This window comes from Hyunsoonleella aquatilis, assembly GCF_014270105.1.
Lineage (GTDB): Bacteria > Bacteroidota > Bacteroidia > Flavobacteriales > Flavobacteriaceae > Jejuia > Jejuia aquatilis.
The window spans coordinates 476,766-497,598 of the sequence record NZ_JACNMF010000004.1; the positions used below are offsets into that span (position 1 = coordinate 476,766).

23 protein-coding genes and 1 pseudogene are annotated in these 20,833 nt (G+C 37.3%); 8 read left to right on the forward strand and 16 right to left on the reverse strand.

Annotated elements, in window-relative coordinates:
* Positions 1–69 precede the first annotated feature (69 nt).
* A complete protein-coding gene (locus H7U19_RS13700; protein ID WP_186563305.1) occupies positions 70–1,128 on the forward strand; it encodes a 3-oxoacyl-ACP synthase III family protein in 1,059 nt (352 codons plus the stop codon).
* A gap of 3 nt (positions 1,129–1,131) precedes the next feature.
* On the opposite strand, the gene H7U19_RS13705 is transcribed toward H7U19_RS13700, so the two are convergent.
* A complete protein-coding gene (locus tag H7U19_RS13705) occupies positions 1,132–2,097 on the reverse strand; it encodes a LamG-like jellyroll fold domain-containing protein (RefSeq protein ID WP_186563307.1) in 966 nt (321 codons plus the stop codon).
* A gap of 306 nt (positions 2,098–2,403) precedes the next feature.
* Between H7U19_RS13705 and H7U19_RS13710 the strand changes: the two genes are divergently transcribed.
* Together H7U19_RS13710 and H7U19_RS13715 are read left to right on the forward strand one after the other, a co-directional pair.
* Entirely contained in the window at positions 2,404–3,120 is a 717-nt protein-coding gene (locus H7U19_RS13710) for an FkbM family methyltransferase (RefSeq protein ID WP_222597438.1), read from the forward strand.
* A 3-nt stretch (positions 3,121–3,123) separates the two neighbouring features.
* The gene (locus H7U19_RS13715) at positions 3,124–3,972 is read left to right on the forward strand and encodes a glycosyltransferase family 2 protein (RefSeq protein WP_186563311.1); all 849 of its coding nucleotides are present in this window, start codon (positions 3,124–3,126) and stop codon (positions 3,970–3,972) included.
* Positions 3,973–3,987: 15 nt separating this feature from the next.
* On the opposite strand, the gene H7U19_RS13720 is transcribed toward H7U19_RS13715, so the two are convergent.
* Together H7U19_RS13720 and pafA are read right to left on the reverse strand one after the other, a co-directional pair.
* Positions 3,988–4,794 carry a DNA/RNA non-specific endonuclease gene (locus H7U19_RS13720; RefSeq protein ID WP_186563313.1) on the reverse strand — a complete coding sequence of 269 codons (807 nt, stop codon included), beginning with the start codon at positions 4,792–4,794 and terminating at the stop codon, positions 3,988–3,990.
* Complete coding sequence (gene pafA, locus H7U19_RS13725) at positions 4,794–6,422, reverse strand: alkaline phosphatase PafA (RefSeq protein WP_186563315.1); 1,629 nt, start codon at positions 6,420–6,422, stop codon at positions 4,794–4,796. The genes H7U19_RS13720 and pafA overlap by 1 nt, the downstream gene beginning before the upstream one ends.
* Before the next feature lie 101 nt (positions 6,423–6,523).
* Between pafA and H7U19_RS13730 the strand changes: the two genes are divergently transcribed.
* Positions 6,524–7,261 (forward strand): MlaE family ABC transporter permease, encoded by a 738-nt coding sequence (locus H7U19_RS13730; RefSeq protein ID WP_186563317.1) that lies wholly within the window; start codon positions 6,524–6,526, stop codon positions 7,259–7,261.
* On the forward strand, positions 7,261–8,028 hold the full coding sequence (locus tag H7U19_RS13735; RefSeq protein WP_186563319.1) for an ABC transporter ATP-binding protein: 768 nt from the start codon (positions 7,261–7,263) through the stop codon (positions 8,026–8,028). The genes H7U19_RS13730 and H7U19_RS13735 overlap by 1 nt, the downstream gene beginning before the upstream one ends.
* 112 nt (positions 8,029–8,140) lie before the next feature.
* Here H7U19_RS13735 and H7U19_RS13740 read toward each other — a convergent pair whose 3' ends face one another.
* The 9 genes and pseudogenes from H7U19_RS13740 to H7U19_RS13775 all read right to left on the reverse strand — a co-directional run bounded on the left by H7U19_RS13740 (position 8,141) and on the right by H7U19_RS13775 (position 15,607).
* Positions 8,141–9,409, reverse strand: coding sequence for an NTP/NDP exchange transporter (locus H7U19_RS13740; RefSeq protein ID WP_186563321.1), 1,269 nt, complete (start codon positions 9,407–9,409; stop codon positions 8,141–8,143).
* A 134-nt stretch (positions 9,410–9,543) separates the two neighbouring features.
* Complete coding sequence (locus H7U19_RS13745; RefSeq protein ID WP_186563323.1) at positions 9,544–10,758, reverse strand: DUF3570 domain-containing protein; 1,215 nt, start codon at positions 10,756–10,758, stop codon at positions 9,544–9,546.
* A 9-nt stretch (positions 10,759–10,767) separates the two neighbouring features.
* Entirely contained in the window at positions 10,768–10,977 is a 210-nt protein-coding gene (locus H7U19_RS13750; protein ID WP_186563325.1) for a DUF4266 domain-containing protein, read from the reverse strand.
* Complete coding sequence (locus H7U19_RS13755; RefSeq protein ID WP_186563327.1) at positions 10,958–11,890, reverse strand: FAD:protein FMN transferase; 933 nt, start codon at positions 11,888–11,890, stop codon at positions 10,958–10,960. The genes H7U19_RS13750 and H7U19_RS13755 overlap by 20 nt, the downstream gene beginning before the upstream one ends.
* Positions 11,887–12,060, reverse strand: coding sequence for a hypothetical protein (locus H7U19_RS16930; protein ID WP_246454809.1), 174 nt, complete (start codon positions 12,058–12,060; stop codon positions 11,887–11,889). Before H7U19_RS16930 ends, H7U19_RS13755 begins: the two co-directional genes overlap by 4 nt.
* A gap of 9 nt (positions 12,061–12,069) precedes the next feature.
* Positions 12,070–12,264: pseudogene (locus H7U19_RS17075) on the reverse strand (thioredoxin family protein); the annotation flags it as partial.
* Between the two features lie 115 nt (positions 12,265–12,379).
* A complete protein-coding gene (locus H7U19_RS13765) occupies positions 12,380–13,852 on the reverse strand; it encodes a DUF389 domain-containing protein (protein WP_186563331.1) in 1,473 nt (490 codons plus the stop codon).
* A gap of 74 nt (positions 13,853–13,926) precedes the next feature.
* Positions 13,927–15,006, reverse strand: a complete 1,080-nt coding sequence (locus tag H7U19_RS13770; RefSeq protein ID WP_186563333.1) for a mannose-1-phosphate guanylyltransferase — start codon at positions 15,004–15,006, stop codon at positions 13,927–13,929.
* 4 nt (positions 15,007–15,010) lie between these two features.
* On the reverse strand, positions 15,011–15,607 hold the full coding sequence (locus H7U19_RS13775) for a SprT-like domain-containing protein (RefSeq protein WP_186563433.1): 597 nt from the start codon (positions 15,605–15,607) through the stop codon (positions 15,011–15,013).
* Positions 15,608–15,715: 108 nt separating this feature from the next.
* Between H7U19_RS13775 and H7U19_RS13780 the strand changes: the two genes are divergently transcribed.
* Entirely contained in the window at positions 15,716–16,288 is a 573-nt protein-coding gene (locus tag H7U19_RS13780; RefSeq protein WP_222597439.1) for a hypothetical protein, read from the forward strand.
* Between the two features lie 17 nt (positions 16,289–16,305).
* Here the strand turns inward: H7U19_RS13780 and H7U19_RS13785 are convergent, their stop codons facing one another.
* Genes H7U19_RS13785 through H7U19_RS13795 form a run of 3 tightly spaced genes read right to left on the reverse strand, consistent with a single transcriptional unit; the run spans position 16,306 to position 18,565 of the window.
* The gene (locus tag H7U19_RS13785; RefSeq protein WP_186563335.1) at positions 16,306–16,941 is read right to left on the reverse strand and encodes an HAD family hydrolase; all 636 of its coding nucleotides are present in this window, start codon (positions 16,939–16,941) and stop codon (positions 16,306–16,308) included.
* 3 nt (positions 16,942–16,944) lie between these two features.
* On the reverse strand, positions 16,945–17,628 hold the full coding sequence (locus H7U19_RS13790; RefSeq protein WP_186563337.1) for an SDR family NAD(P)-dependent oxidoreductase: 684 nt from the start codon (positions 17,626–17,628) through the stop codon (positions 16,945–16,947).
* Positions 17,621–18,565 (reverse strand): M28 family metallopeptidase, encoded by a 945-nt coding sequence (locus H7U19_RS13795; RefSeq protein ID WP_186563339.1) that lies wholly within the window; start codon positions 18,563–18,565, stop codon positions 17,621–17,623. The genes H7U19_RS13790 and H7U19_RS13795 overlap by 8 nt, the downstream gene beginning before the upstream one ends.
* Positions 18,566–18,692: 127 nt before the next feature.
* Between H7U19_RS13795 and H7U19_RS13800 the strand changes: the two genes are divergently transcribed.
* Both H7U19_RS13800 and H7U19_RS13805 read left to right on the forward strand, forming a co-directional pair.
* Complete coding sequence (locus H7U19_RS13800) at positions 18,693–19,781, forward strand: nickel-binding protein (RefSeq protein ID WP_186563341.1); 1,089 nt, start codon at positions 18,693–18,695, stop codon at positions 19,779–19,781.
* 109 nt (positions 19,782–19,890) lie between these two features.
* Positions 19,891–20,277: a DUF4242 domain-containing protein gene (locus H7U19_RS13805; protein ID WP_186563343.1), complete on the forward strand. Its 387-nt coding sequence runs from the start codon at positions 19,891–19,893 to the stop codon at positions 20,275–20,277.
* Positions 20,278–20,436: 159 nt separating this feature from the next.
* Here the strand turns inward: H7U19_RS13805 and H7U19_RS13810 are convergent, their stop codons facing one another.
* Positions 20,437–20,820, reverse strand: coding sequence for a cadherin repeat domain-containing protein (locus tag H7U19_RS13810; RefSeq protein ID WP_186563345.1), 384 nt, complete (start codon positions 20,818–20,820; stop codon positions 20,437–20,439).
* Positions 20,821–20,833: the final 13 nt, after the last annotated feature.

A 20,833-nucleotide genomic window follows, 5' to 3' on the forward strand; every position in this document is an offset into this window, starting at 1 on the left:
TTGATGGAGCTTACATCAAAAGAAAGTATATTGCTATAAATCGACTAATTAATAGCAATTTTCACACTTATGTCTATCAAGATTACCGGGACGGGCAGCTATATTCCGTCCAATATTGAAAAAAATAAAAACTTTCACAACCATACATTTTTAAATGCGGACGGTTCCTCCATCAATTCACCAAATGAGGTGATTGTTGAAAGGTTTAAATCTATAACAGGTATTTCTGAACGTCGATACGCCGACAACGATTTAAATTCCTCCGACATAGGCTCCATTGCGGCCGAAAAAGCAATTACCGATGCCGATATCGACCCTGAAACCATTGACTATATCATTGTGGCTCATAACTTTGGAGATGTAAAACACAATACCATCCAGAGCGATATGCTCCCGTCTTTGGCATCTCGTGTAAAGCACAATTTAAGAATTAAAAACCCAAAATGTGTGGCTTACGATATTCTTTTTGGTTGCCCAGGTTGGGTTGAGGGCTTAATTCAAGCCAAGGCGTTCATCCAGTCCGGAATGGCGAAACGCTGTTTGGTCATTGGTACCGAAACTTTATCTAGAGTGGTGGACAAACACGATAGGGATAGTATGATTTATTCGGATGGAGCGGGCGCTACAATAATCGAAGAAACCGACGAGGATGGTGGTATTTTAGCCCATGAATCGGCTAGCTACACATATGACGAAGCCTATTACCTCTTCTTTGGACATTCCAATAATCCAGGGCTAGACAAGGATACCCGCTACATAAAAATGGACGGCAGAAAAATCTATGAATTTGCATTGACAAATGTTCCAAAAGCAATGAAAACCTGTTTGGGCAAAAGTGGTGCGCACATTAAAGATGTAAAAAAGATTTTCATTCATCAAGCTAATGAAAAAATGGATGAAGCTATACTAAATCGTTTTTATCGACTCTACAGAACCGAAATTCCTGAAAACGTAATGCCGATGAGCATCCAAAAACTAGGCAACAGTTCAGTAGCTACTGTTCCCACCCTGTATGACTTGGTAAAAAATAATAAGATGAAAAATCATAAGGTCGAAAAAGGTGATATCGTTATTTTTGCCAGCGTAGGTGCAGGCATGCATATTAATGCTATTGTATATCAAGTTTAACAACTAAAGCAAAGCGAATTTCTTTGAAATTATTTGTCCATTGAAAGAAAGCTTTACGAAATATATCCCTTTTGCTTGTCTTTTTAAATGTATATCTGAAGCATGAGCACCGTAATAAACACGCTCTCCTAAAGTATTAAATATTGCTACTTTATCAAAATCAATACTAGACTTAATTTTTATGACTCCCGTACCAGGAATTGAATAAACTTTTACGTCTTGTGCTACTTGCGAAAAATTGGAAGCACTTAAATAAGTGCAAAGGCTTTCAACTTCTTTCTGCGTTAACTCTCTATTCCAGTATCTAAAATCATCCAAGGCTCCCTTAAAATAATTTGCTGGAATACCTATATCTCTGTCATGCCTTCCAATACTTCCAGGAGTATCAGAATATTTCAACTCCCCTCCAGAACCAGAATATGTACCACTAATTTCAGCACAATCTACATATATCTTCATATTTAATCCCGAACTTACGATACCAATAACATGATGCCATTCACCTACTTCAATAACAGAATTGGAAACATAAGTTTTCCGGGTCGCCGAAGTGTAGATACTTGAACCATCCCCATAATTTACAGCATACTTACCAGTTGAAGCCTGAGAATTAAAGACTACGCCTGAGCTTTCGTCTTCTTTGAAAGAGGTGTTAAATACGTCTCTATCCTTGTAATCATTACTGTCATATCTTATCCAAAATGAGAAAGATACTGGCAAAGCAGGTTTTAGCTCCAATAGATTGGGCAAATCAATATAGCTGTCTATTCCGTTGAAAAAAGCGGCCGAAAAGGGATTCCCAAATCTATCATTTACAAAACTTGTTCTATAATTCGTTCCGTGATATTCATTTCCACTACTATCATCCGCATTTCCATCAAACTCATATTCAAGCAATAACCCATTATTTATATTTTGTGCTAGTGCACCCGTACCTAAAAAAATTAATAACAAAATAATTTTATTCATCTTCTTTTTTCTATGAGGTTTTAATACTTTAATATTGTCAGATATATGCTCAAATCAAAATCTTAGCTCAGATTTCTTTTTTCAATTTGGGGAATCAAATTTCTTATCTAAAATATGGAACTCAAACAAATCGTTTATAAAATAATCTACCAAAGGCAAATAAACTATGTCGTAAGAAACTTACTTCTTGTATTAAGGCTCATTCTGCCAAAACATTTTCGCCTCCCGCCTACAGGAAATCTTCAGGTAAATTTAGACTCTGGGAAAGTAAAGTTGGCTACTAACCAAACAAGCTATCTTACACAATTGCTTTTTTGGGAAGGATATAAAAGTTTTGAATACTCTGAAATATTTGAAAAACTATCCAAGAAAATAAACACATTTTTGGACATAGGCGCAAACATTGGATACTACTCATTGATTGCCGCAAAAGCAAACCCTAATATTAAAGCCTATGCTTTCGAGCCAGCTCTTGGACCAAAATTTTACCTCAGAAAAAATATAGCATTAAATAATTTTGAACAAAATATTAAGGCCCTTGATGTCGCACTAAGTAACACATCAGGAAAAATTGATTTTTACGAGGTGGAAAACGTAAAATACAAGTACCTAAAACATAATCTGGCTGGAGAAGGGAATGCCGGTACAAAAACTACTTCTAGGAACTTCGTAAAAAACACCGTAAACGCCATAACTCTGGAAAAATTTGTCGCAAAAGAAGGAATAAAAAAAATAGACCTTATAAAAATTGACACTGAAGGCACGGAGATTGATATTTTGCAATCCGGAAAAGAGGCTCTATTAGAATTTGAGCCAATCGTCATTTGCGAAACATTGTTTAACACCATAGAGAATGAATTAGACTCCTTTTTTAAGGATCTTAAGTACTCATTTTTCAACCATACCGAAAAAGGCTTAAAAAGGGTATCATCAATACAAAGGTCGGAGGATGACGGAATAAGGAATTGTTTTTTTGTTCCAGAATCCAAATTGCATATAATATCTGAATTTATAACCGACTAATTCATGAACTTCTCTATCGTCATACCTGCCCACAACGAAGCTGATTCTATTGGTCTCACACTTTATTCATTGGTTAATCAGACGTTACAACCCAAAGAGATTATTGTAGTAAACGACAATTCAACTGACGAGACGCAATCGGTAGTTGACGGTTATGCCGAAAAACACAGGTTCATTTCATTAGTAAACATCAAATCTTCAGACGAACACTTGCCAGGCTCAAAAATTATTAATGCTTTTTACAAGGGTTACGAAAACCTGAATATTGAATACGATATTATCTGCAAGTTTGATGCTGATTTGGTGTTTCCTGAAAACTACCTCCAGAAATTGGCCGAGCATTTTAACACAAGCCCCCAACTAGGAATGGCTTCGGGTTTTTGCTATATTGAAAGGGAGGGTGAATGGTTATTGGAAAATCTAACAAGAAAAGACCATATTCGTGGCGCTTTAAAGGCCTATAGAAAAGATTGCTTTCATCAAATTGGCAAATTAAAACCCTCAATGGGTTGGGATACAGTTGATGAATTATTGGCAAAATACTATGGCTGGACCATTTTAACCGACCCATCCTTGCAAGTGAAACACCTGAAACCGACAGGAATCAACTACAATAAAGCTTCAAAGCACTTGCAGGGTGAAGCGATGTACAAAATGCGCTATGGCCTAATTATTACCTTAATTTCAGCTTTAAAATTGGCTTATAAAAAAGGAAAATTGTCGTTATTCAAAGATTACATGGCCGGCTATTTTAAGGCGAAAAAAGAAAATATGGGTTTTTTGGTGTCTGAGGACGAAGGCAAATTCATTAGAAATTTGCGTTGGAAAGGCATGATCGGAAAATTAAAATAGCTCCTTCCTCTCCGACTAAAATCCCCACCCTTTATAACTACTAGAAGCCTCAAGTTTAGTCTCAATTTCATCTCCTAGTTCCGGGAAAAAGTCTATTCCAGTGAGTGTTTCAATATTATCTACGGACTCTACAAATTCATACAATGGCATATTAGAATCCTTGTGGGGGATTAAAAAGCCAATCATTTTTGGTTTGCCGCTATTAAAATCCAAAAGCACTTTATAAAAATAGTCGGGAACAGAAACATCTTCGTTCCCAATAGTTTTTAAATCCCCATTCAAAACGCCTCCCGTTACCACAAAGACGCCGTCATATTTTGAGGACCAATAGCGTACTTTTTGTTCCAACCTGTTCCAAACACCAGAATTAAATTGATGTTCCTGCGGACTAATATTACTGGTTAAAAATGTTTCATCATGGGCTGATTTGCTAAATCTCCTATCTCCTGCCGGACACAAATGCCCCTTATCAAATCCAGAATTTTTATAGTTTCTCCAACTGGCCGCTCCTGTTTTTACTGCCTTATCAATTTCGAAATACGGACGTTTATGATTTGTATTTGAAAGATGAGATTTCTTCAATTCATAAGCCACCCATTCCGCCTGTTCATGGGCTTCGCTATAAGACAATGAATAGGTTTCATGATGCACAATTTGCCCGGTAGTACTTGAGGGCAAGAAGAATGTATTCGTATCAGTTTTAGTTTTTTCACCCTGGCTGACAATTTCTTTTTTCTCTTCTTCAGCCAGAACATATTCGAAAGCGTAAATACCCAGAATTATCAGCAAAGCTACTAAAGTGAAAAGTGTTCTCTTTTTCATTATTCAAAAACAAATTCCAATGGTTGACCTGTAGCTCCATTTGGAAATGCGATGCCCAAGAGTGCTGATATTGTTGGTGCTATATCCGGTATTACGGTTTTTTGAAGGGTCTCTCCATGCTTTATACCTTTTCCAAAAAACAAGAGGGGTACATGGGTGTCATAATTAAATCCTGAACCGTGCGAAGTCCCTGTTTTTCTAAAATAAATATGACTAGGGTTCGGAACAATCAAAACATCGCCAGAGCGCTTTTGATTGTATCCATTTTGTAAAGATGCTTCTACCTCTACCCCATCGGAAAAAGATGTAGTGCTCATTGTGGTCGCAGAATACACTTTATACACTTCATCGTAGCCAATAATTTCATTTACTATGGCCTCCTGGATATCTACTAAATCCAAGCCTAAAGTTTTTATTTTACTCCTATTTAGGAATATCTGATTGTTGCTCATATTTTCAATTAAATCATCAGCTTGAAACTTACCTTGAAGAAAAGTCTTCAACTGCTTTCTTAAATCTGCATATCTCACATATCCCGCCGGTATTTTTTCGGATTTCAAATAATTTGGCACATGAACGGCACCGTGATCGGATGTCAAAAACAAGGTATAATTCCCAATACCAACCTCCTCATCAAGGGCTTTCAGAAAACGCTCCAAATCCTTATCCAATCTCAAATAAGTATCTTGAATTTCTTTTGAATTCACTCCAAATCGATGCCCCACATAATCCGTACTCGAAAAGCTTACCGTTAAAACATCTGTATCGTTATCTTTTCCTAAATTTTCTGCCTTTAGGGCTTCGATGGCAAAATCGGCAAGTATGCTATTTCCAAAGGCGGTCTCCTTTAAAATATCATATCCCATATTTTTATCCATTAACGCTTTTAAATCATATGGGAATGTTGGTTCATCCTTTCCACTAAATCCACCTTCAAACGCATTAGAATCAGCTCCACTTTCGGTGTAAGTCGTAATGTCATATAAAGTATTCCACTCCTTAAGATAAGATTCAACCGCTTCAGAACTATTAAATTTTTTCACCCATTTTGGCAGTTCTTTCATGTAATAAGTACTCGAAATGAACTTACCTTCATTTTTTCCTCTGAACCAATACGCAGCAGTCGCAGTATGACCCGCTGGAAATACAGCCCCTCGGTCTTTTATAGAAATGCCTATGGTTTTACCACGCATTTGAGTGAATAATCGGTTTTCATCCGTAAAAGTCGTCGTTTTCATTCTGTGGGGAGACATGCGCTCTTTTTCCGAAGTACTACCAACCGCCAAAACAGAATCATCTTTTGCGCAGTACACCATTTTTTTTAGTTCCTTATCATAAAAATCATTGGCAATAATACCATGATTTTTAGGCGTAGTCCCTGTGAATACGGAAGCATGTCCCGGCCCTGTATAAGTCGGTATATAATTAAAATGATTGTTCTTGCAATTATACCCTTCTCTCATCAACCGCTTAAAACCACCTTCTCCATATCTATCATAAAACCGAGTGAGGTAATCATAGCGCATTTGGTCAACCACAATTCCAACCACCAACTTAGGCCTTTCTTCTTGTGCCACAACGAGAAATCCCCATAAAAAAAGTACTAAAACTGAAAATAAACGTTTCATTTTTTAAGTAGATATTTTGAATTCAAAAATAACATATTTAGGGCATCATTGTTTTAAACAGTCTCTAAGTTTTTTATACTTTAGCACCAATAATCGGACGAATGACTTACCTGCACAATATAGGCGCATATTTTTTGATGATTGCTGAGATGTTCCGCAAACCGACAAAATGGTCGGTAATGCGACAATTGATCTTGAAGGATATTGAAGACCTTATCATTGGTTCGCTGGGGATTATCGCATTTATTTCCTTTTTTGTGGGTGGTGTAATTACTATTCAAACGGCGTTAAATATTGACAACCCCTTAATCCCTAAATATTTGGTAGGTTTTGCTACTAGACAATCGGTGATTTTGGAATTTGCCCCTACTTTCACCTCCATTATTATGGCCGGTAAAGTAGGCTCCTTTATAACCTCGAGTATTGGCACTATGCGAGTTACCGAACAAATAGACGCCCTAGAAGTGATGGGAATCAACTCATTAAATTATTTGGTATTTCCTAAAACTGTTGCGCTGATGCTTTATCCATTTGCAATTGCTGTAGGTATGTTTTTGGGCATTTTGGGCGGGATGGCCGCCTGCGTTTTTGGGGGCTACTCTACACTTACCGACTATATCACTGGGATTCAAACCGATTTTGATACTTTTCATGTAACTTATGCATTTATAAAAACCTTTATTTTTGCTTTTGTATTGGCCACAATCCCTTCATTTTATGGCTATTATATGAAAGGTGGAGCTTTGGAAGTCGGGAAAGCAAGCACCACGTCCTTTGTATGGACCAGTGTGGTTATTATTTTGATAAATTATATTATTACCGGAATGCTATTAGGCTAATGATTGAGGTTACAGATTTACATAAGTCATTTGGCGATGCCCATATTTTAAAGGGCATCAGTACTACTTTTGAAAAAGGCAAAACCAATTTGATTATTGGACAAAGTGGTTCTGGCAAAACGGTGTTTTTAAAATGCCTTTTGGGGCTTTTCACTTATGAATCTGGCTCAATTTCATATGACGGGAAAGTTTTTTCTAACTTATCCGAAGGCGAAAAGCGGGATTTGCGGGCCGACATTGGCATGGTATTCCAGGGTAGCGCCCTATTCGATTCAATGACCATTGCTGAAAATGTGATGTTTCCTTTACGGATGTTTACAAAAATGAACAAAAGCGAAATGGAAGATCGGGCTGATGTTGTCCTGAAACGGGTCAACCTTCCTGATGCCCACCAAAAGATGCCCAGCGAAGCCTCTGGAGGCATGCAAAAACGTGTTGCAATTGCACGCGCAATAGTTAACAATCCGAAGTATTTATTCTGTGATGAACCCAACTCGGGCCTTGACCCAAAGACGGCTATTGTGATCGATAATTTAATTCAAGAAATTACGGATGAATATCAGATAATTACGGTAATCAATTCTCATGATATGAACTCCGTTATGGAAATTGGCGAAAAAATTGTATTCCTGAAACATGGCATTAAAGAGTGGGAGGGCTCTAAAGACACTATTTTCAAAACAGACAACCAAGCGGTTACGGATTTTGTATACTCCTCAAACTTATTTAAAAAAGTACGCAAAATGTATATAGATGAAAATCTTTAGCATTTAATACCCCTCACTAAAGATTTTCGCAACTCGTGACAATACAATCTTCTATTGTCTTTATTATTCAAATTTTCAAAAAGAAATATTTGTGATTATTATCAATCAAAGATTAATCCAAGTTCTTTTGTCGGTTATATAATTTACCCATCCAAAGGCCAACTCCAGCCCATAATGCCGCAATACCAGCTCCAATTAAACCTACTGCGGTAAATCCAAGCCCCAATCCTTCAGTTAACCCTGTAAAAATCCATGCCGTTGCCATATCTCCACCTCGATAGACCACAACATCGATCACTGGTTTTGCCTTAAATCTCGTTTCCTTGTCCACTTCGGTAAATAGCATTTCACGCGCTGGTTTGGTTACTGCATAGTTTCCTGCCCTACGTGCTACTTGAAGCGCCAAAAGCACCACTATAATTGGGGCAAATGCCAAAACCAAAACTCCGGCACATACTATTATCGGCATAAGTGCAAGCGTAAAACCCATTCCTATTTTTTTGACAATTCTGGACGTTGCAAAGAATGCGACCCCAAAGGTCAAAACATTAACAATCCAATCTATACTGCCCAAAATCTGGGTTCTGGCAGACCTATCATATTCGGCCAATAAATTTTTCTGCTCAAAGTACACAAACGTACTTATCATAGTGTAAAGCAAAATAAATATTCCAATGGCTAAGAGATAAGGATTAGTTACAAAATATTTAAACCCAGCAAACGGGTTTCCGCCAATTTTGTACTTACTTTTATCTGTTGCTTCATCTTCATTCATTAATTCACTAGCTTTCAGCCTGGTTAAAGTTAGTATAATTGGGATCGGAATTAAAAGCAACAATGTGGCCACCAAAATGAGATTGTCCGTTCCTATTCCAGCGAACAAGGTTGGAATCATAGGCCCAATCAAAGCTCCGGCACTGGCACCTGCCGCAATCGTTGCAAAAAGCCTTCTTGCCTGATCCTTATTGAAAATATCAGACATAAAGCTCCAGAATACCGAAAGGTGGAACATGGCAAATACACTTAACCAAACATAAAAGCACTTGTCTACGAATTTACTATCGTCTATAGCCGACATCGAGGAATAAAAAAGAATAAAAGTGATGGCAAAAAATACATAAACACTTGGCACCAAAAACTTAAAGTTTATTTTAGAAACTGCAATTCCGTATAGTGCTACAACTCCCGTGCTAAGAAAGAAATTTAGTGTCCACAATTGACTCACCTCCGAATCAGACCAGTCGCTAGCCATGGCGTCCCTAATGGGCCTCAAAATATAATAAGCCAACATTAGAAGAAAAACAAACAGAAAAGATAATACTGTTGCTTTTATTTCGTGTGCTTTTATTTCAGAGGTCTTATTAAGAATGTTTTTTAGCATTTTAATCCATTTTACTTTAAAAATAAGCTTATTAAATTGTCAAAATCCTTGTAAATTTTCATTCAAAAAACTTATGGCGCTTTCGTATTGATCACTAATTCCAATCGATCGGTATCACACCTTCAATTCCTCGTTCACTTTTTTGGATTTCGATAAGACTCCGTTTGCAAGCTAAACGAAAAAATATGTGCTTTTAATCCATTGGAACGATACATAAAGTTGTACCGAATTACCATAGCATTTAATAGTCTCTTTCGCTTTAAACTATTGTGAGGGTTCAATTTTATGCCTAGTCCTGCGTTGTAGGTTTGGAATTCTGAAAGGTCAAAGTCAGAGGTATAGAATTCCGAATTGACATCATGTTGCATGAACTCATCAAAATATTTAGAACCCTTTTGTGTATAAAATCGAATGTTGGGCAATAATTGAAATTCCGGTTTTAGTTTAATGACAGTTTCATTTTCAAATGATACGGCAACTATCCCAAAATTATCTGCATACCCGTTGAGTACATTTTTTAAAATGATATTCCCCAAAAGAAATCTGTTCCATTTTACTGCCAAGGCTCCTTTCCATCGCTCATCTGGCAACTGCTCAACCCCCAAAGTGCCATCCGAAAAATAAATACGATGAAACGGCGTTGCCAATAGGCCTTCCTGATACGTGATTTCAGGATAGAACCCTAAAATATTCTTTTTATCAATTGGCCTTGAAACCCCCAATCTTAAATTGAAAGAATTCCTTTTTACTTCATCGTACCATTCTTGAAATCTCAATTCTTCGGGATATATCAAATTTGAGGGACCATTATTCGTTTTAGAATTCAATCTACCCCAGCGCAAGTCGTCATTGAACATTTGAAATTGGGCGGAATAAGTAGTCAAGGTTTTTTTATCTTCTTTTACCAATCCAATCTTGGTTCCAACGGAAAAATAATCGCTCTCTATAGAAAAACCGATACCGCCGTACAGTAGCATGTTGTGAACTGGCAGATTCTTTTCAAAAGAAGTAAAGGCATAAGTCCTAGCATCCAATCGCGATGCGGAAGACATAATCATATCAATATTATCGGTGGAAGCGGAGGAAATCACGTCCGTCCCAAGATTAAAAGAAATGGCATTGGTTTTCCAAGATTTTTTCATGCTGAATGAAGGACCATACACAATTAAGCGCTCAGTACCAACCCCACCCGTAACTGCCGAATTATCCCCATCCTGAAGATAATGGTTGTATACCAACTCTACCTCGGATTTGTTCAAACGCTCCTGCTGTGCATTCTCTTTTGCCTGCGCCCTTGCCATCAATTGCATGAAAGCAAAACTCCCGACCATCAAAAGTTTTTTGTTCATCCCCCAGATTTAATTACAGCCACAGCCCCCGCTACCTTTGGCACTTCCGACCGGAGTCGCACCCTCCCGAATCGATTGCACATAAAGGTTAAAATTTCTCCCCGCATCATTTTGCATTTGCATCTCGGGGTCACTTACATATTGCCGTTCATAAGGTTTTACCGTTTTGCAGGACGACAGCAATATTGCTGACAAAAGACTAAGCCACAGGATTTTCATAGGCCATTTTTTTAGAGAAAAACAATTGGTTGTCGTCATTTATTATGATACAATAGGTTTGAGGTAATTGATTGATAAATTCTAATCCTTTGGCAACCCCTTTAACATAAACCGCCGTGGCCAAGGCATCCGAAAGTTCAGCGCTTGGGGATACGACTGTTACACTTTTAATGCCAGACAAGGGCATCCCAGTGTGCGGGTTGATATTATGAGAATAGCGTTTCCCTCTCCATAAAAAATACTGTTCGTAATCCCCTGATGTTGCTACCGAGGCATTGACCAGTGGAATATTCAAAAGAGCTTCTTTCTTCATATCTGGATTGGCAATACCGATGTTCCAATGGGAACCATAAGGCTTTTGCCCAAAAGCAGTTAAATCCCCGCTAGCATTTATAAATCCGGAGATAACGCCGTACCCTTTCCATAGCTTTTTTACCCTATCAGATGCATAACCTTTTCCAATAGCATTAAAGCTGATTTTCATGTCTTTTGCTTTAAAAGCTACCTCTTGCTTTTCTTTATTCAAAATGATATTTTGAAATCCAATCGAATCCAAAGTCTTTTTTATCAAACTTTTAGATGGCATTTCAAAATCCGTGTTCTTAAAATTGAACAGTCTTTTTAAGGGACCAACAGTAATATCAAAATCACCCTTGGTTAATTTTGAAATCGCTATGCTCCGCTCCAAAAGTGAAAAGGTTTCTTCATCAATGGCTACCTTACGTTCTTCTGCAAAAGCATTAATATTTGAAGTGACCGAAGTGGTTTTGTATTCAGAAAGTAAATTCTCAATTCTCTTAATTTCATCAACCCCCTTTTTGAGCCAATGTTTTGCCTCTTGCTCATCTTCTGCCACAACGCCCAAACTGAATGCCGTACCCATCAATTTTTCCTTGTGGACAAAAGTTTTCATTTCAAGACTTTAAGTTGAGTTAGAATAAGGTCTTGCATCCCCTTACTATCCTGTTTTTTGTTGTAGTAAAGTTTTCGATAGTACAAGGTATCGCTTCTCGAAAGAATCAAAGTGGGGAAAACACCATCAAAATTATAGCGTTCCGCCAATAGTTCGTTGTTCTTTTTCACTTGACTATTCTGTTTTGTTCTTTGAGGAAAGTCTACTCTGGTTAGTGTGATTTGTTTTTCATCTAAAAATGAAACAAAAGTTGTATCTGACAGGATATTTTTTTCAAGTCTTCGGCAATTAACGCACCAATCAGAGCCCTCAAAAACAAAAAGATTGAATGTTCTTGATGAAAGCGATGGGTTTGAATAACTACTGGTAGTCAACCAAACTAAAATGACAACTACAATTAAAACTAGATTTTTAATAAGGTATAGGGTTTTTGGTTGCCTTAAAATTAAACCTTTTTCTCAAAATGAAATATGGAATGGCTATTTTATCCTAGTTTAGCCGCTTAACGACAAGGGTATCCAAATCTAATTTGAATTTCAGCCAATTTTCTAGTTTTGATTTATCTTTTGCCCGCGATTCATTGTTGGACAAGGAGTCTACCCATTTTACCTCAAACACCGACAATGTATCCATCTTTGAAAAATTGGAACTGATAACATTTGAATATGATATGCTTTCAATAGCATCATAATTTATCTTCATTTCCTTGGTCAATTCATCAAATGCAAAATAGTTTTTTTCTAAAACGGCCAATTGTTTCACCTTGCTTTCCAAAAAGGCAATTTTCTCGCTTTGCGATAGAATATCCAAAGAATCCCTTGCCCGGAGTTCCTTCATGTATTTAAAATTGTCTAGGCCAGTACTTTTACTTTGGTTAACGATGAGCTGAGTGTTGCTCGCTAATGATGGGTAACTGGCCAAACGGGTGCGCAATACCTCAATTGTTGTTTCAGGGATTTCATCCAACCCGAAAGAATTCAACAAAATCTTACTGTCCTCATCCGCTTCATATTTATAAGATGAATTATTTTTGATGTACTCAGCATGTGGTAGGGCATCCAATTCTTTATCAATAAAATTAGCCGCATCGCGTTTAAAATTACTTTCTTTATACACATCGATAAATGTGAAACCTGCCGGAATCATAACCACAATAGCCAAAATAGTAGCCACCCTAGAAATCATCCGCCGCTTTTTAGAATTGGCATATCGCAACATGGGAAATCGTAATAACTTCAATACCAAAAAGGTGGCCAAGGCAATAAAAATGGTATTTATAGTGAACAAATACATGGCCTGCCAAAAAAAGGCAAAGTTAGCCTTGGCAAGTCCGTAACCCGCCGTACACAAAGGAGGCATCAAGGCTGTAGCAATGGCAACACCAAAAATCACAGAGGCAATCGTACCCTTTTTAGTTCGGGCAATAATAAGGGCCAAACCTCCAAAAAAGGCAATTAAAACATCCCGAATATCAGGTTTTACCCGGCCTAAAAGTTCTGATGTATCTTCGCTAAGCGGAAAAAATCTGAAGAACAGAAATGCGGTCAATAAACTCAACACAATCATAATGGCCAAGTTGGTTAACGACCGGCGTAAGGTATCAATATCATTTATGGCAATTGAAAGCCCTACTCCCAAAATAGGTCCCATTAAAGGAGAAATTAACATGGCACCGATAACAACGGCAGTAGAATTGGCGTTGAGTCCCACGGAAGCCACAAAAATTGAACATATTAAAATCCAAGCCGTGGCGCCTTTAAAGGAAATATCGCCTTTTATGGCCTGAATGGTGGCATCCCTGTCGGTATCCTCCCTGAAATCTAAAAGTTCATTCAGAAATTTTTTGGTGCTGGCATATAATCCCTGGGCACCTTTTCTAACTTCCTCTTTGGATTCCTCTACTTTTTGCTCGCTGTTTTTTTCTTCTGGCTCCTCAGAAAAATTGAATTTACTTTCTTCCATTGTATTTAAATTGGCTCATACCTCACGAATATAAGACAATTTAAAATACAACGGACTTAAAAAAATGTTAGGAATTACCCATATTTCTCACCAAACTTGTCCTTAACTTTTTGCAGTGTTTTTTTAATATCCTGCTCCTTGGCTTTAGGATAAATAAGCAACACATCTTCCTTATCTACAATAATGTAGTCGCTGATGCCGTCTACAACCACTATTTTTTTCTTTTCCGTGCGAATCATATTTCCGGAGGCCTCTTCGGCCAAAACCATGGCATTTACTAATGCATTATCCGATTCACTTTTATCCAATTTATCGTAAAGGCTTCCCCAAGTACCGAGATCGTTCCAATCAAATTCAGCGGCAATCACAAATACATTTTTGGACTTTTCCATGATGGCATAATCCACAGAAACGTTTTCCGCTTTTGGATAATTTTCAGAAATAAAGCTCTTTTCGGCATCGGTATTATATGAGGCCATGCCACCCTCAAAAAGTTCAAATAAGTTAGGCTGATTATTTTTAAATGCATTCACCACACTCTTCACGCTCCACATGAAGATACCAGCATTCCAGAGAAAATTACCTTGTGCAATAAATTCCTTGGCGGTGTTGTAATCTGGTTTTTCCCTAAATTGATTTACAGGTTTTATCTCTGTTGAAGACGATTTATCATATTCGATATAGCCATATCCTGTGTTTGGAAAAGTTGGTTGAATCCCTAAAGTCATCAACGCATCGTTTTCCGAGCAGAACTCAAAAGCCTGTGTTACATTTTTGGCAAAGGCTTTCTCATCCTCAATCCAATGGTCGCTCGGTGCCACTATCATTACCGCATCCGGATTTTCCTTTTGGATTTTCAATGAAGCATACAGTATACATGGTGCCGTATTGCGCATCGCTGGTTCCAACACTACTTGGTCCGGGTTTAATATGGGTAGCTGTTCCAAAACCAGATCGTTGTAACGTTCATTGGTCAATATCAGAATATTTTCCTTTGGGATAAAACTTGCCAACCTGTAAAATGTTTTTTGGAGCAAGGTATCTCCAGTCCCCAACATATCGTGAAATTGTTTTGGGAAATCCCGGGTGCTTACAGGCCAAAAACGTGACCCTACACCTCCGGCCATTAATATCGCGTAATAATTTTTATTCATGATTCTAATTTATCAGTTCTACTTCTGCGTTTGAGTTAAATAAATATATTTTTCCCGTTCTCACCTCAACGCACTCAAAACGTTTTGTGCGTTTTTTGCCCATTTGAAATACTTTGCCGTTGTATAATTTGAATGTGCTACCCTCAGGCACTTCAAAAATATAGGTTTTATCATTAGGCGCATCAAATTGTTTCAATGCTAATGATAACTTAACATCGGTATCGCTACTGGCTCTTGGATTTTTAAAATGCTTAGCCAAAAGAGGCAATACTTCCATTGGAAATACTTCTGGATTCAAAAATGGTAGCATTAAACGCTGAAAGGTACGTTTCCATTCCATACCGTGGGGTTTAATAAATCTGCCATGTTTTTGATAAGCCTCAAAATGGGCAATCTCATGGATTAAAGTGATTAAAAACCGGTACGGATTTAAGTTTGAGTTGATGGTGATTTGGTGTTGTCCATTTGGTAACGGCCTGTAATCGCCGTGTTTAGTTTTGCGTTCATTCTTAATTTTGACCAGAAGATTGTCATGTTCCAAAAGCTTTTCAACTTCGGGTAAGGCCTTATTGGGGATATTGCTTTCCAGAGCGGTTTGCATTAGTACAAAAATAACCAATTTTAGCCATTTTTAATAGCTGAATTACGCTTTCTTTTAGCAGGATAATTCATAAAAAATACAGAAATTGCACCCTATAAACTCTTAATTATGCACCGCAAGTTTTACTCCATATTTTTCATATCCGCACTTAGTCTAATAGTTGCAACCTCTGCGTATGCACAACCGCAAAAAGGCAGGTTTATAAATGCCTCCATTGGGATAGGTATCACTTTTCCTTATGATGATTTTGATATTTCGGGATCAGGGTTTTATGCCCAGGCTGAATACGTAATGGGCATAAAAACATGGTTTGGCGTTCGCCCGTATGCAGGGTTTATATTTACATCTCCTGCGGATTCGGACAATCCCAATTTAGCCGATTTTAAAGTATCTTCAAAAGCCTTCATGTTTGGTGGCAAAGTAAGAGTTGTGGCACCTATTCCTTGGGTAGCTCCTTTTATTGAAATTGGGGTTGGTGCATCTATTGGAACTTTTGAAACCTTTACACCTTTAACCAATATTGACGAAAGCGGGGTTTTCATTCATATCCCCTATTCGCTTGGGTTAGCTTTAGGCCCCAAACATAATGTTGAACTCGCTGTAACCTATTATGAACACCCTTCCTTAGAACAGGTCAATGGAGGTGTTGGCATAACGCTATCCTTTCCTCTAAGAAATTAAAAGAATGGATTGATAAATTAAATCATCCCCAAAAACCTATCCATACTATCAAAAGTTTGTGTAGCCAAGGCTTTAAGTTCATTTTTATAGTCATGTTCGGTATAGCCAAACACATCAAATCCTCCAGCTTTTGCTGCCTTTATCCCTGAAACGCTGTCCTCAACCACTAAGCACTCCTCAGGCTGAAAACCCATAGTTTCTGCCGCCCATAAAAAAATATCGGGCTCTGGCTTCCATTTTTGGATGTCGTAGCAACTAAATATCTTGCCATCGAAATAAGGCAACAGACCTGTGATTTCCAGATTTAAGCGTATTTTGTTGGCGGGGCCGCTGGATGCGGTACAAAATGGTATTTCTAGGTTTTCAACCACTTCCTTAATCCCTTCAATGGGTTTAATATCCTTCCGGAATGCTTCAAAGGTATTGATACGATAATCGGGTTCAAAATTAACGGGGAGCGGTTTTTCAATACGCTCAGAAATCAACGCCATACAGGAGTTTAGCGATTTCCCCTTTAAATCAATCAAAGAAGTTTCAAATTCCATATTGGCACCCAAATCATTGGCCATATCCACTAAAATACCTATGGCGATGGATTCGCTATCGATTAAAACCCCGTCGCAATCAAAAATGATGCATTTGTATTTGCCCATAAATTAAGGTGTAGAATTGGAAACTTGTAACAGTTTTCCGTTGTAGTATTTATTTCCGTTTAACGAAAAATCGAAGATGTACTGCGCCATTTCTGGGGCTGTGATTGGGGCTTGATAACCAGGAAAAGCCTCCTCCAGCATTTCGGTTTGCACTGCACCCAAAGCCAAAACGTTGAATGAAATACCGAAATCTTTATATTCCTCGGCCAATAATTCTGTTAAAGTGATAACAGCCGCTTTGCTGGAACTGTAAGCCGCCAAACCGGGGAATTTCATACTGCCTTGAACCCCGCCCATAGAACTTATAGTTACTACATGACTTCCATCTTTCATAAATGGTAAAACGGTCCTCGTCAGTTCGGAAACGCCGTAAACATTGGTTCTATATACCCTTTCAAAATCTGAAATTGTTGTTTCTGAAAACGGTTTATTCAGAAGCGCACCAGCATTATTGATTAGGATATCCACTTGATCCCATTTCTTTTTAATAAGGTCTTTTACATTCTGATAGGCTTCGGAATCATTCAAGTCAAAAGAAAAACAAGATACATTTTCAAGATTTAAGTTTTGAACAGCCTTTTCATTCCTTGAAAGCGCCAAAACCTCATGACCTGCTTTGGCAAACAATTGTACCAGCTCAAAGCCAATACCCCTGCTTGTTCCTGTAATTATAATGTTTTTACTCATTGATAAGTTTAATTTCCTGTGTTGGGGTATTGCTCATTTTTTCAATGGCTGGAATCGTTCTATTGATAAGGTTTGCCATAAAATTGAAATCTAATTTATCGACTTCATCATCCACGTGATGGTAATAATCAAAATTAGACATATCACATGAAGAAATAGTTTGACACGGCACATTAAACTCCAAATAAAAAGGATAATTATCAGACCGTTTGAACAATTGATATTTAACAGCCACGTCTGATTTCCCAATTAAATTTGATCCAGCGTAATCATTAATTTGTTTTGCCATATTCGACATGTCGTAACCGGTCAAAAAAGCTTTATAATCCCTATCTTTAAAAGGCACGCCTACCATTTCAAAATTCACCATGGTATAAAGATTTAGGTTTTCTTCTTTTAATCGTTTTGCCAAATGTTTTGAACCCAATAGTCCTTTTTCTTCTGCTGAAAATAAAGCGAAAATAATACTCCGTTTGTTGTTCTTTTTATTGGCAAAATATTTTGCCATCACCATCACGGCACTTGTTCCCGCTGCATTATCGTTGGCGCCGTTGGCTATGGAATCGCCCTCAACCTTTTTGCTATAACCAATATGGTCGTAATGAGCACCAAGAATGATGAATTTATCTTTTAGTTTTTCATCTGTTCCTTCCAAATACCCCACCACATTAAAAGCATCCAAACTATCTACCATAAAATTATCCCGATAGGTTTCAAAATATGGTTTAACACCCAAATGATTAAATTGATTTTCAATATAGCTTGCGGATTTATCTATACCTTCTGTACCGGTATCCCTTCCTTTTAAGCTATCGGAAGCCAAATAACTGACTATGTTCTGCACATCTTCAGAAGTAATGGTAATAGGCTTTGCTTTTACCTCGCTTTTGCAACAGCAAAACAACAAAGGCAGCATTAATATGAGTAACTTTTTCATCTTTCAATTTTAAAATTTAAAGATACATAATTCGAACATGAAACGCCCATAAACTCTTTTAAACAGTATTATCGAATTATTAAAAAATATTTCCTAATTTTAGTAAGTTCCACAAATACAAAATGTTATGCCCATATACATGGATAGGCACGATCTACCAGGAGTTACCTTAAAAGACGCCGCTGAAGCGCATTCGCAAGATTTAATCCATCAAGATAAATATAGTTGCAAAGCGTTAACATATTGGGTGGACGAAGATCGTGAAAATGCTTTTTGTTTGATTGAAGCCCCCAACAAAGATGCTGTAACAGAGTTACATTATAATGCCCACGGTTTAATTCCCCACGAAATTATTGAGGTTGATAGTAAATTGGTTAAATCATTTTTGGGGCGGATTCATGACCCAGAGTCAAACACTGAAATTGTAGATTCGGCCTTTAGGGCCATCATGGTTATTGAATCCAGCAATTTTATTCATCGATTAGACAATAATCAGTTTGACCTTTTTTATCAACGTTATCATAACAGTGTTGGCAAATGCATCAGCAAATACAATGGAAAAGTAGTGCTTCTCAAGAGCAATAGTTACCTCGTTTCGTTTAAAACTGTGGATGACGCCGTAATGTGTGCTCTACAAATAACACACAATATTAAATACATCACTCCAAACTTTGATAGCTCCTACAAAGAACTAAATATCGGTATAAGCACCGGAGAACCAGTTATTGAGAAAAAAGAGTTATTTGAAGATGCTATTGCACTTTCTACATATTTATGTGAAGTTGTACAAGGTCATATAGCAATATCTGCTGAAGCAAAAACACAATATCAAAAGGAGCACAAACATGCCAAAATAGACGAGTCGCTTATACGTTCCTTAAAATACACGGAAGAAGTTTTTTTAGTTAAACTTATGGATTTCGTTGAAAAGCACTGGAATAATTCGGCATTCAACGTAAGTGATTTCAGTACCAAAATGGGGTACAGCAAGTCACAGCTTAACAGGAACATTAAAAAACTTACAGGGCACTCCCCAAATAATTTCATTAAACAATTACGCCTTCAACGTGCCATGAAGCTTTTATATAATGGAAAAGGGAACATTTCGCAAATAGCTTTTGAAACAGGTTTTAATACGCCGTCCTATTTTTCAAAATGCTTTTTAAATTATTTTGGGCTCTTACCATCCACTTTCTTAAAGCAATACAGCAATTGATGGTTACCACAAAAAAAGCGCGTCAAATTTGCTGCTTTTTGAACCAATAGTAGAATTTCCATTTAAGCATCTATTCTAATTTTGAGTTATTAATTTAAAACTCTTTATTATGAAAACTCTAACGTTATTTACACTATTTGGCTCCCTCCTGCTTTTCAATTGCTCCAACAAGACCAATTCTGTTCCCAATCAATTAAAGGCAGAATTAAATAAAAATGACGGTCAACTTTTTGTTATTGAAAGAAATATTCCTGATGCCGGACAACTTACCGCAGAGCAATTACAAAGCATCTCTCAAACCTCATGTGATGTTTTAGACGAACTTGGCAATGATATAAAATGGTTGCACAGTTATGTCACTAACGACAAAGTATTTTGTGTTTACAAAGCCAGCAATGAAAGTCTTATCAAAGCACATGCAAAAAAAGGCGGATTTCCTGCTGATAATATTGTAGCAGTAAGTTCAATAATCGACCCTGAGACCGCGAATAAATAGACCCAGAAAAAACCCTGTTTCACAAATTGAAACAGGGTTTAACTTTTGGGGACTTAACTATTAACCTAACTTAGTGCTAAAAAAATCAAGGTTATCAATACGCCATAAAAGCAAGCGAAAAATAGTTCCATTCTGTATTTTTTCAGCTTTGAAATCATATTAACCGTTTTCGTTAACATCCAAAATGTTAATTGTAAGTGTTGATTGTGTAATGTTAACACCATCTGTTACTTCAATATTTACTACAATCGAGGTGTTTTGCTCGTAATCAAAAGCACTTGCATTTGCGATGTAAACTTCTCCGTTTGTTGAATTAATAAGTACACTATTTGCAGGGGTTTGTGATACTATTGAGTAGGTTAAGGTATCGTCATCAGCATCGGTTGCAGTAATTGTAGTTAGTAAATCGGAGGTAGGATTTTCATCCATATTCATTGTTCTGTCCTCCACAACTGGGGCCCTGTTGGTTGGGCCATCGTCTTCTTCACATGAGAAGAAAAACACAATGGCACATGCTAATGCTAAAAATTTAATTGTGTTCATAATTTTAAGATTT

What these genes read in the sequence shown, in the direction of transcription:
- H7U19_RS13700 (WP_186563305.1), top strand. Translation starts at nt 70, where the DNA reads ATGTCTATCAAGATTACCGGGACGGGCAGCTATATTCCGTCCAATATT.
- H7U19_RS13705 (WP_186563307.1), bottom strand. Translation starts at nt 2,097, where the DNA reads ATGAATAAAATTATTTTGTTATTAATTTTTTTAGGTACGGGTGCACTA.
- H7U19_RS13715 (WP_186563311.1), top strand. Translation starts at nt 3,124, where the DNA reads ATGAACTTCTCTATCGTCATACCTGCCCACAACGAAGCTGATTCTATT.
- H7U19_RS13720 (WP_186563313.1), bottom strand. Translation starts at nt 4,794, where the DNA reads ATGAAAAAGAGAACACTTTTCACTTTAGTAGCTTTGCTGATAATTCTG.
- pafA (WP_186563315.1), bottom strand. Translation starts at nt 6,422, where the DNA reads ATGAAACGTTTATTTTCAGTTTTAGTACTTTTTTTATGGGGATTTCTC.
- H7U19_RS13730 (WP_186563317.1), top strand. Translation starts at nt 6,524, where the DNA reads ATGACTTACCTGCACAATATAGGCGCATATTTTTTGATGATTGCTGAG.
- H7U19_RS13735 (WP_186563319.1), top strand. Translation starts at nt 7,261, where the DNA reads ATGATTGAGGTTACAGATTTACATAAGTCATTTGGCGATGCCCATATT.
- H7U19_RS13740 (WP_186563321.1), bottom strand. Translation starts at nt 9,409, where the DNA reads ATGCTAAAAAACATTCTTAATAAGACCTCTGAAATAAAAGCACACGAA.
- H7U19_RS13745 (WP_186563323.1), bottom strand. Translation starts at nt 10,758, where the DNA reads ATGAACAAAAAACTTTTGATGGTCGGGAGTTTTGCTTTCATGCAATTG.
- H7U19_RS13750 (WP_186563325.1), bottom strand. Translation starts at nt 10,977, where the DNA reads ATGAAAATCCTGTGGCTTAGTCTTTTGTCAGCAATATTGCTGTCGTCC.
- H7U19_RS13755 (WP_186563327.1), bottom strand. Translation starts at nt 11,890, where the DNA reads ATGAAAACTTTTGTCCACAAGGAAAAATTGATGGGTACGGCATTCAGT.
- H7U19_RS13765 (WP_186563331.1), bottom strand. Translation starts at nt 13,852, where the DNA reads ATGGAAGAAAGTAAATTCAATTTTTCTGAGGAGCCAGAAGAAAAAAAC.
- H7U19_RS13770 (WP_186563333.1), bottom strand. Translation starts at nt 15,006, where the DNA reads ATGAATAAAAATTATTACGCGATATTAATGGCCGGAGGTGTAGGGTCA.
- H7U19_RS13775 (WP_186563433.1), bottom strand. Translation starts at nt 15,607, where the DNA reads ATGCAAACCGCTCTGGAAAGCAATATCCCCAATAAGGCCTTACCCGAA.
- H7U19_RS13780 (WP_222597439.1), top strand. Translation starts at nt 15,716, where the DNA reads ATGCACCGCAAGTTTTACTCCATATTTTTCATATCCGCACTTAGTCTA.
- H7U19_RS13785 (WP_186563335.1), bottom strand. Translation starts at nt 16,941, where the DNA reads ATGGGCAAATACAAATGCATCATTTTTGATTGCGACGGGGTTTTAATC.
- H7U19_RS13790 (WP_186563337.1), bottom strand. Translation starts at nt 17,628, where the DNA reads ATGAGTAAAAACATTATAATTACAGGAACAAGCAGGGGTATTGGCTTT.
- H7U19_RS13795 (WP_186563339.1), bottom strand. Translation starts at nt 18,565, where the DNA reads ATGAAAAAGTTACTCATATTAATGCTGCCTTTGTTGTTTTGCTGTTGC.
- H7U19_RS13800 (WP_186563341.1), top strand. Translation starts at nt 18,693, where the DNA reads ATGCCCATATACATGGATAGGCACGATCTACCAGGAGTTACCTTAAAA.
- H7U19_RS13805 (WP_186563343.1), top strand. Translation starts at nt 19,891, where the DNA reads ATGAAAACTCTAACGTTATTTACACTATTTGGCTCCCTCCTGCTTTTC.
- H7U19_RS13810 (WP_186563345.1), bottom strand. Translation starts at nt 20,820, where the DNA reads ATGAACACAATTAAATTTTTAGCATTAGCATGTGCCATTGTGTTTTTC.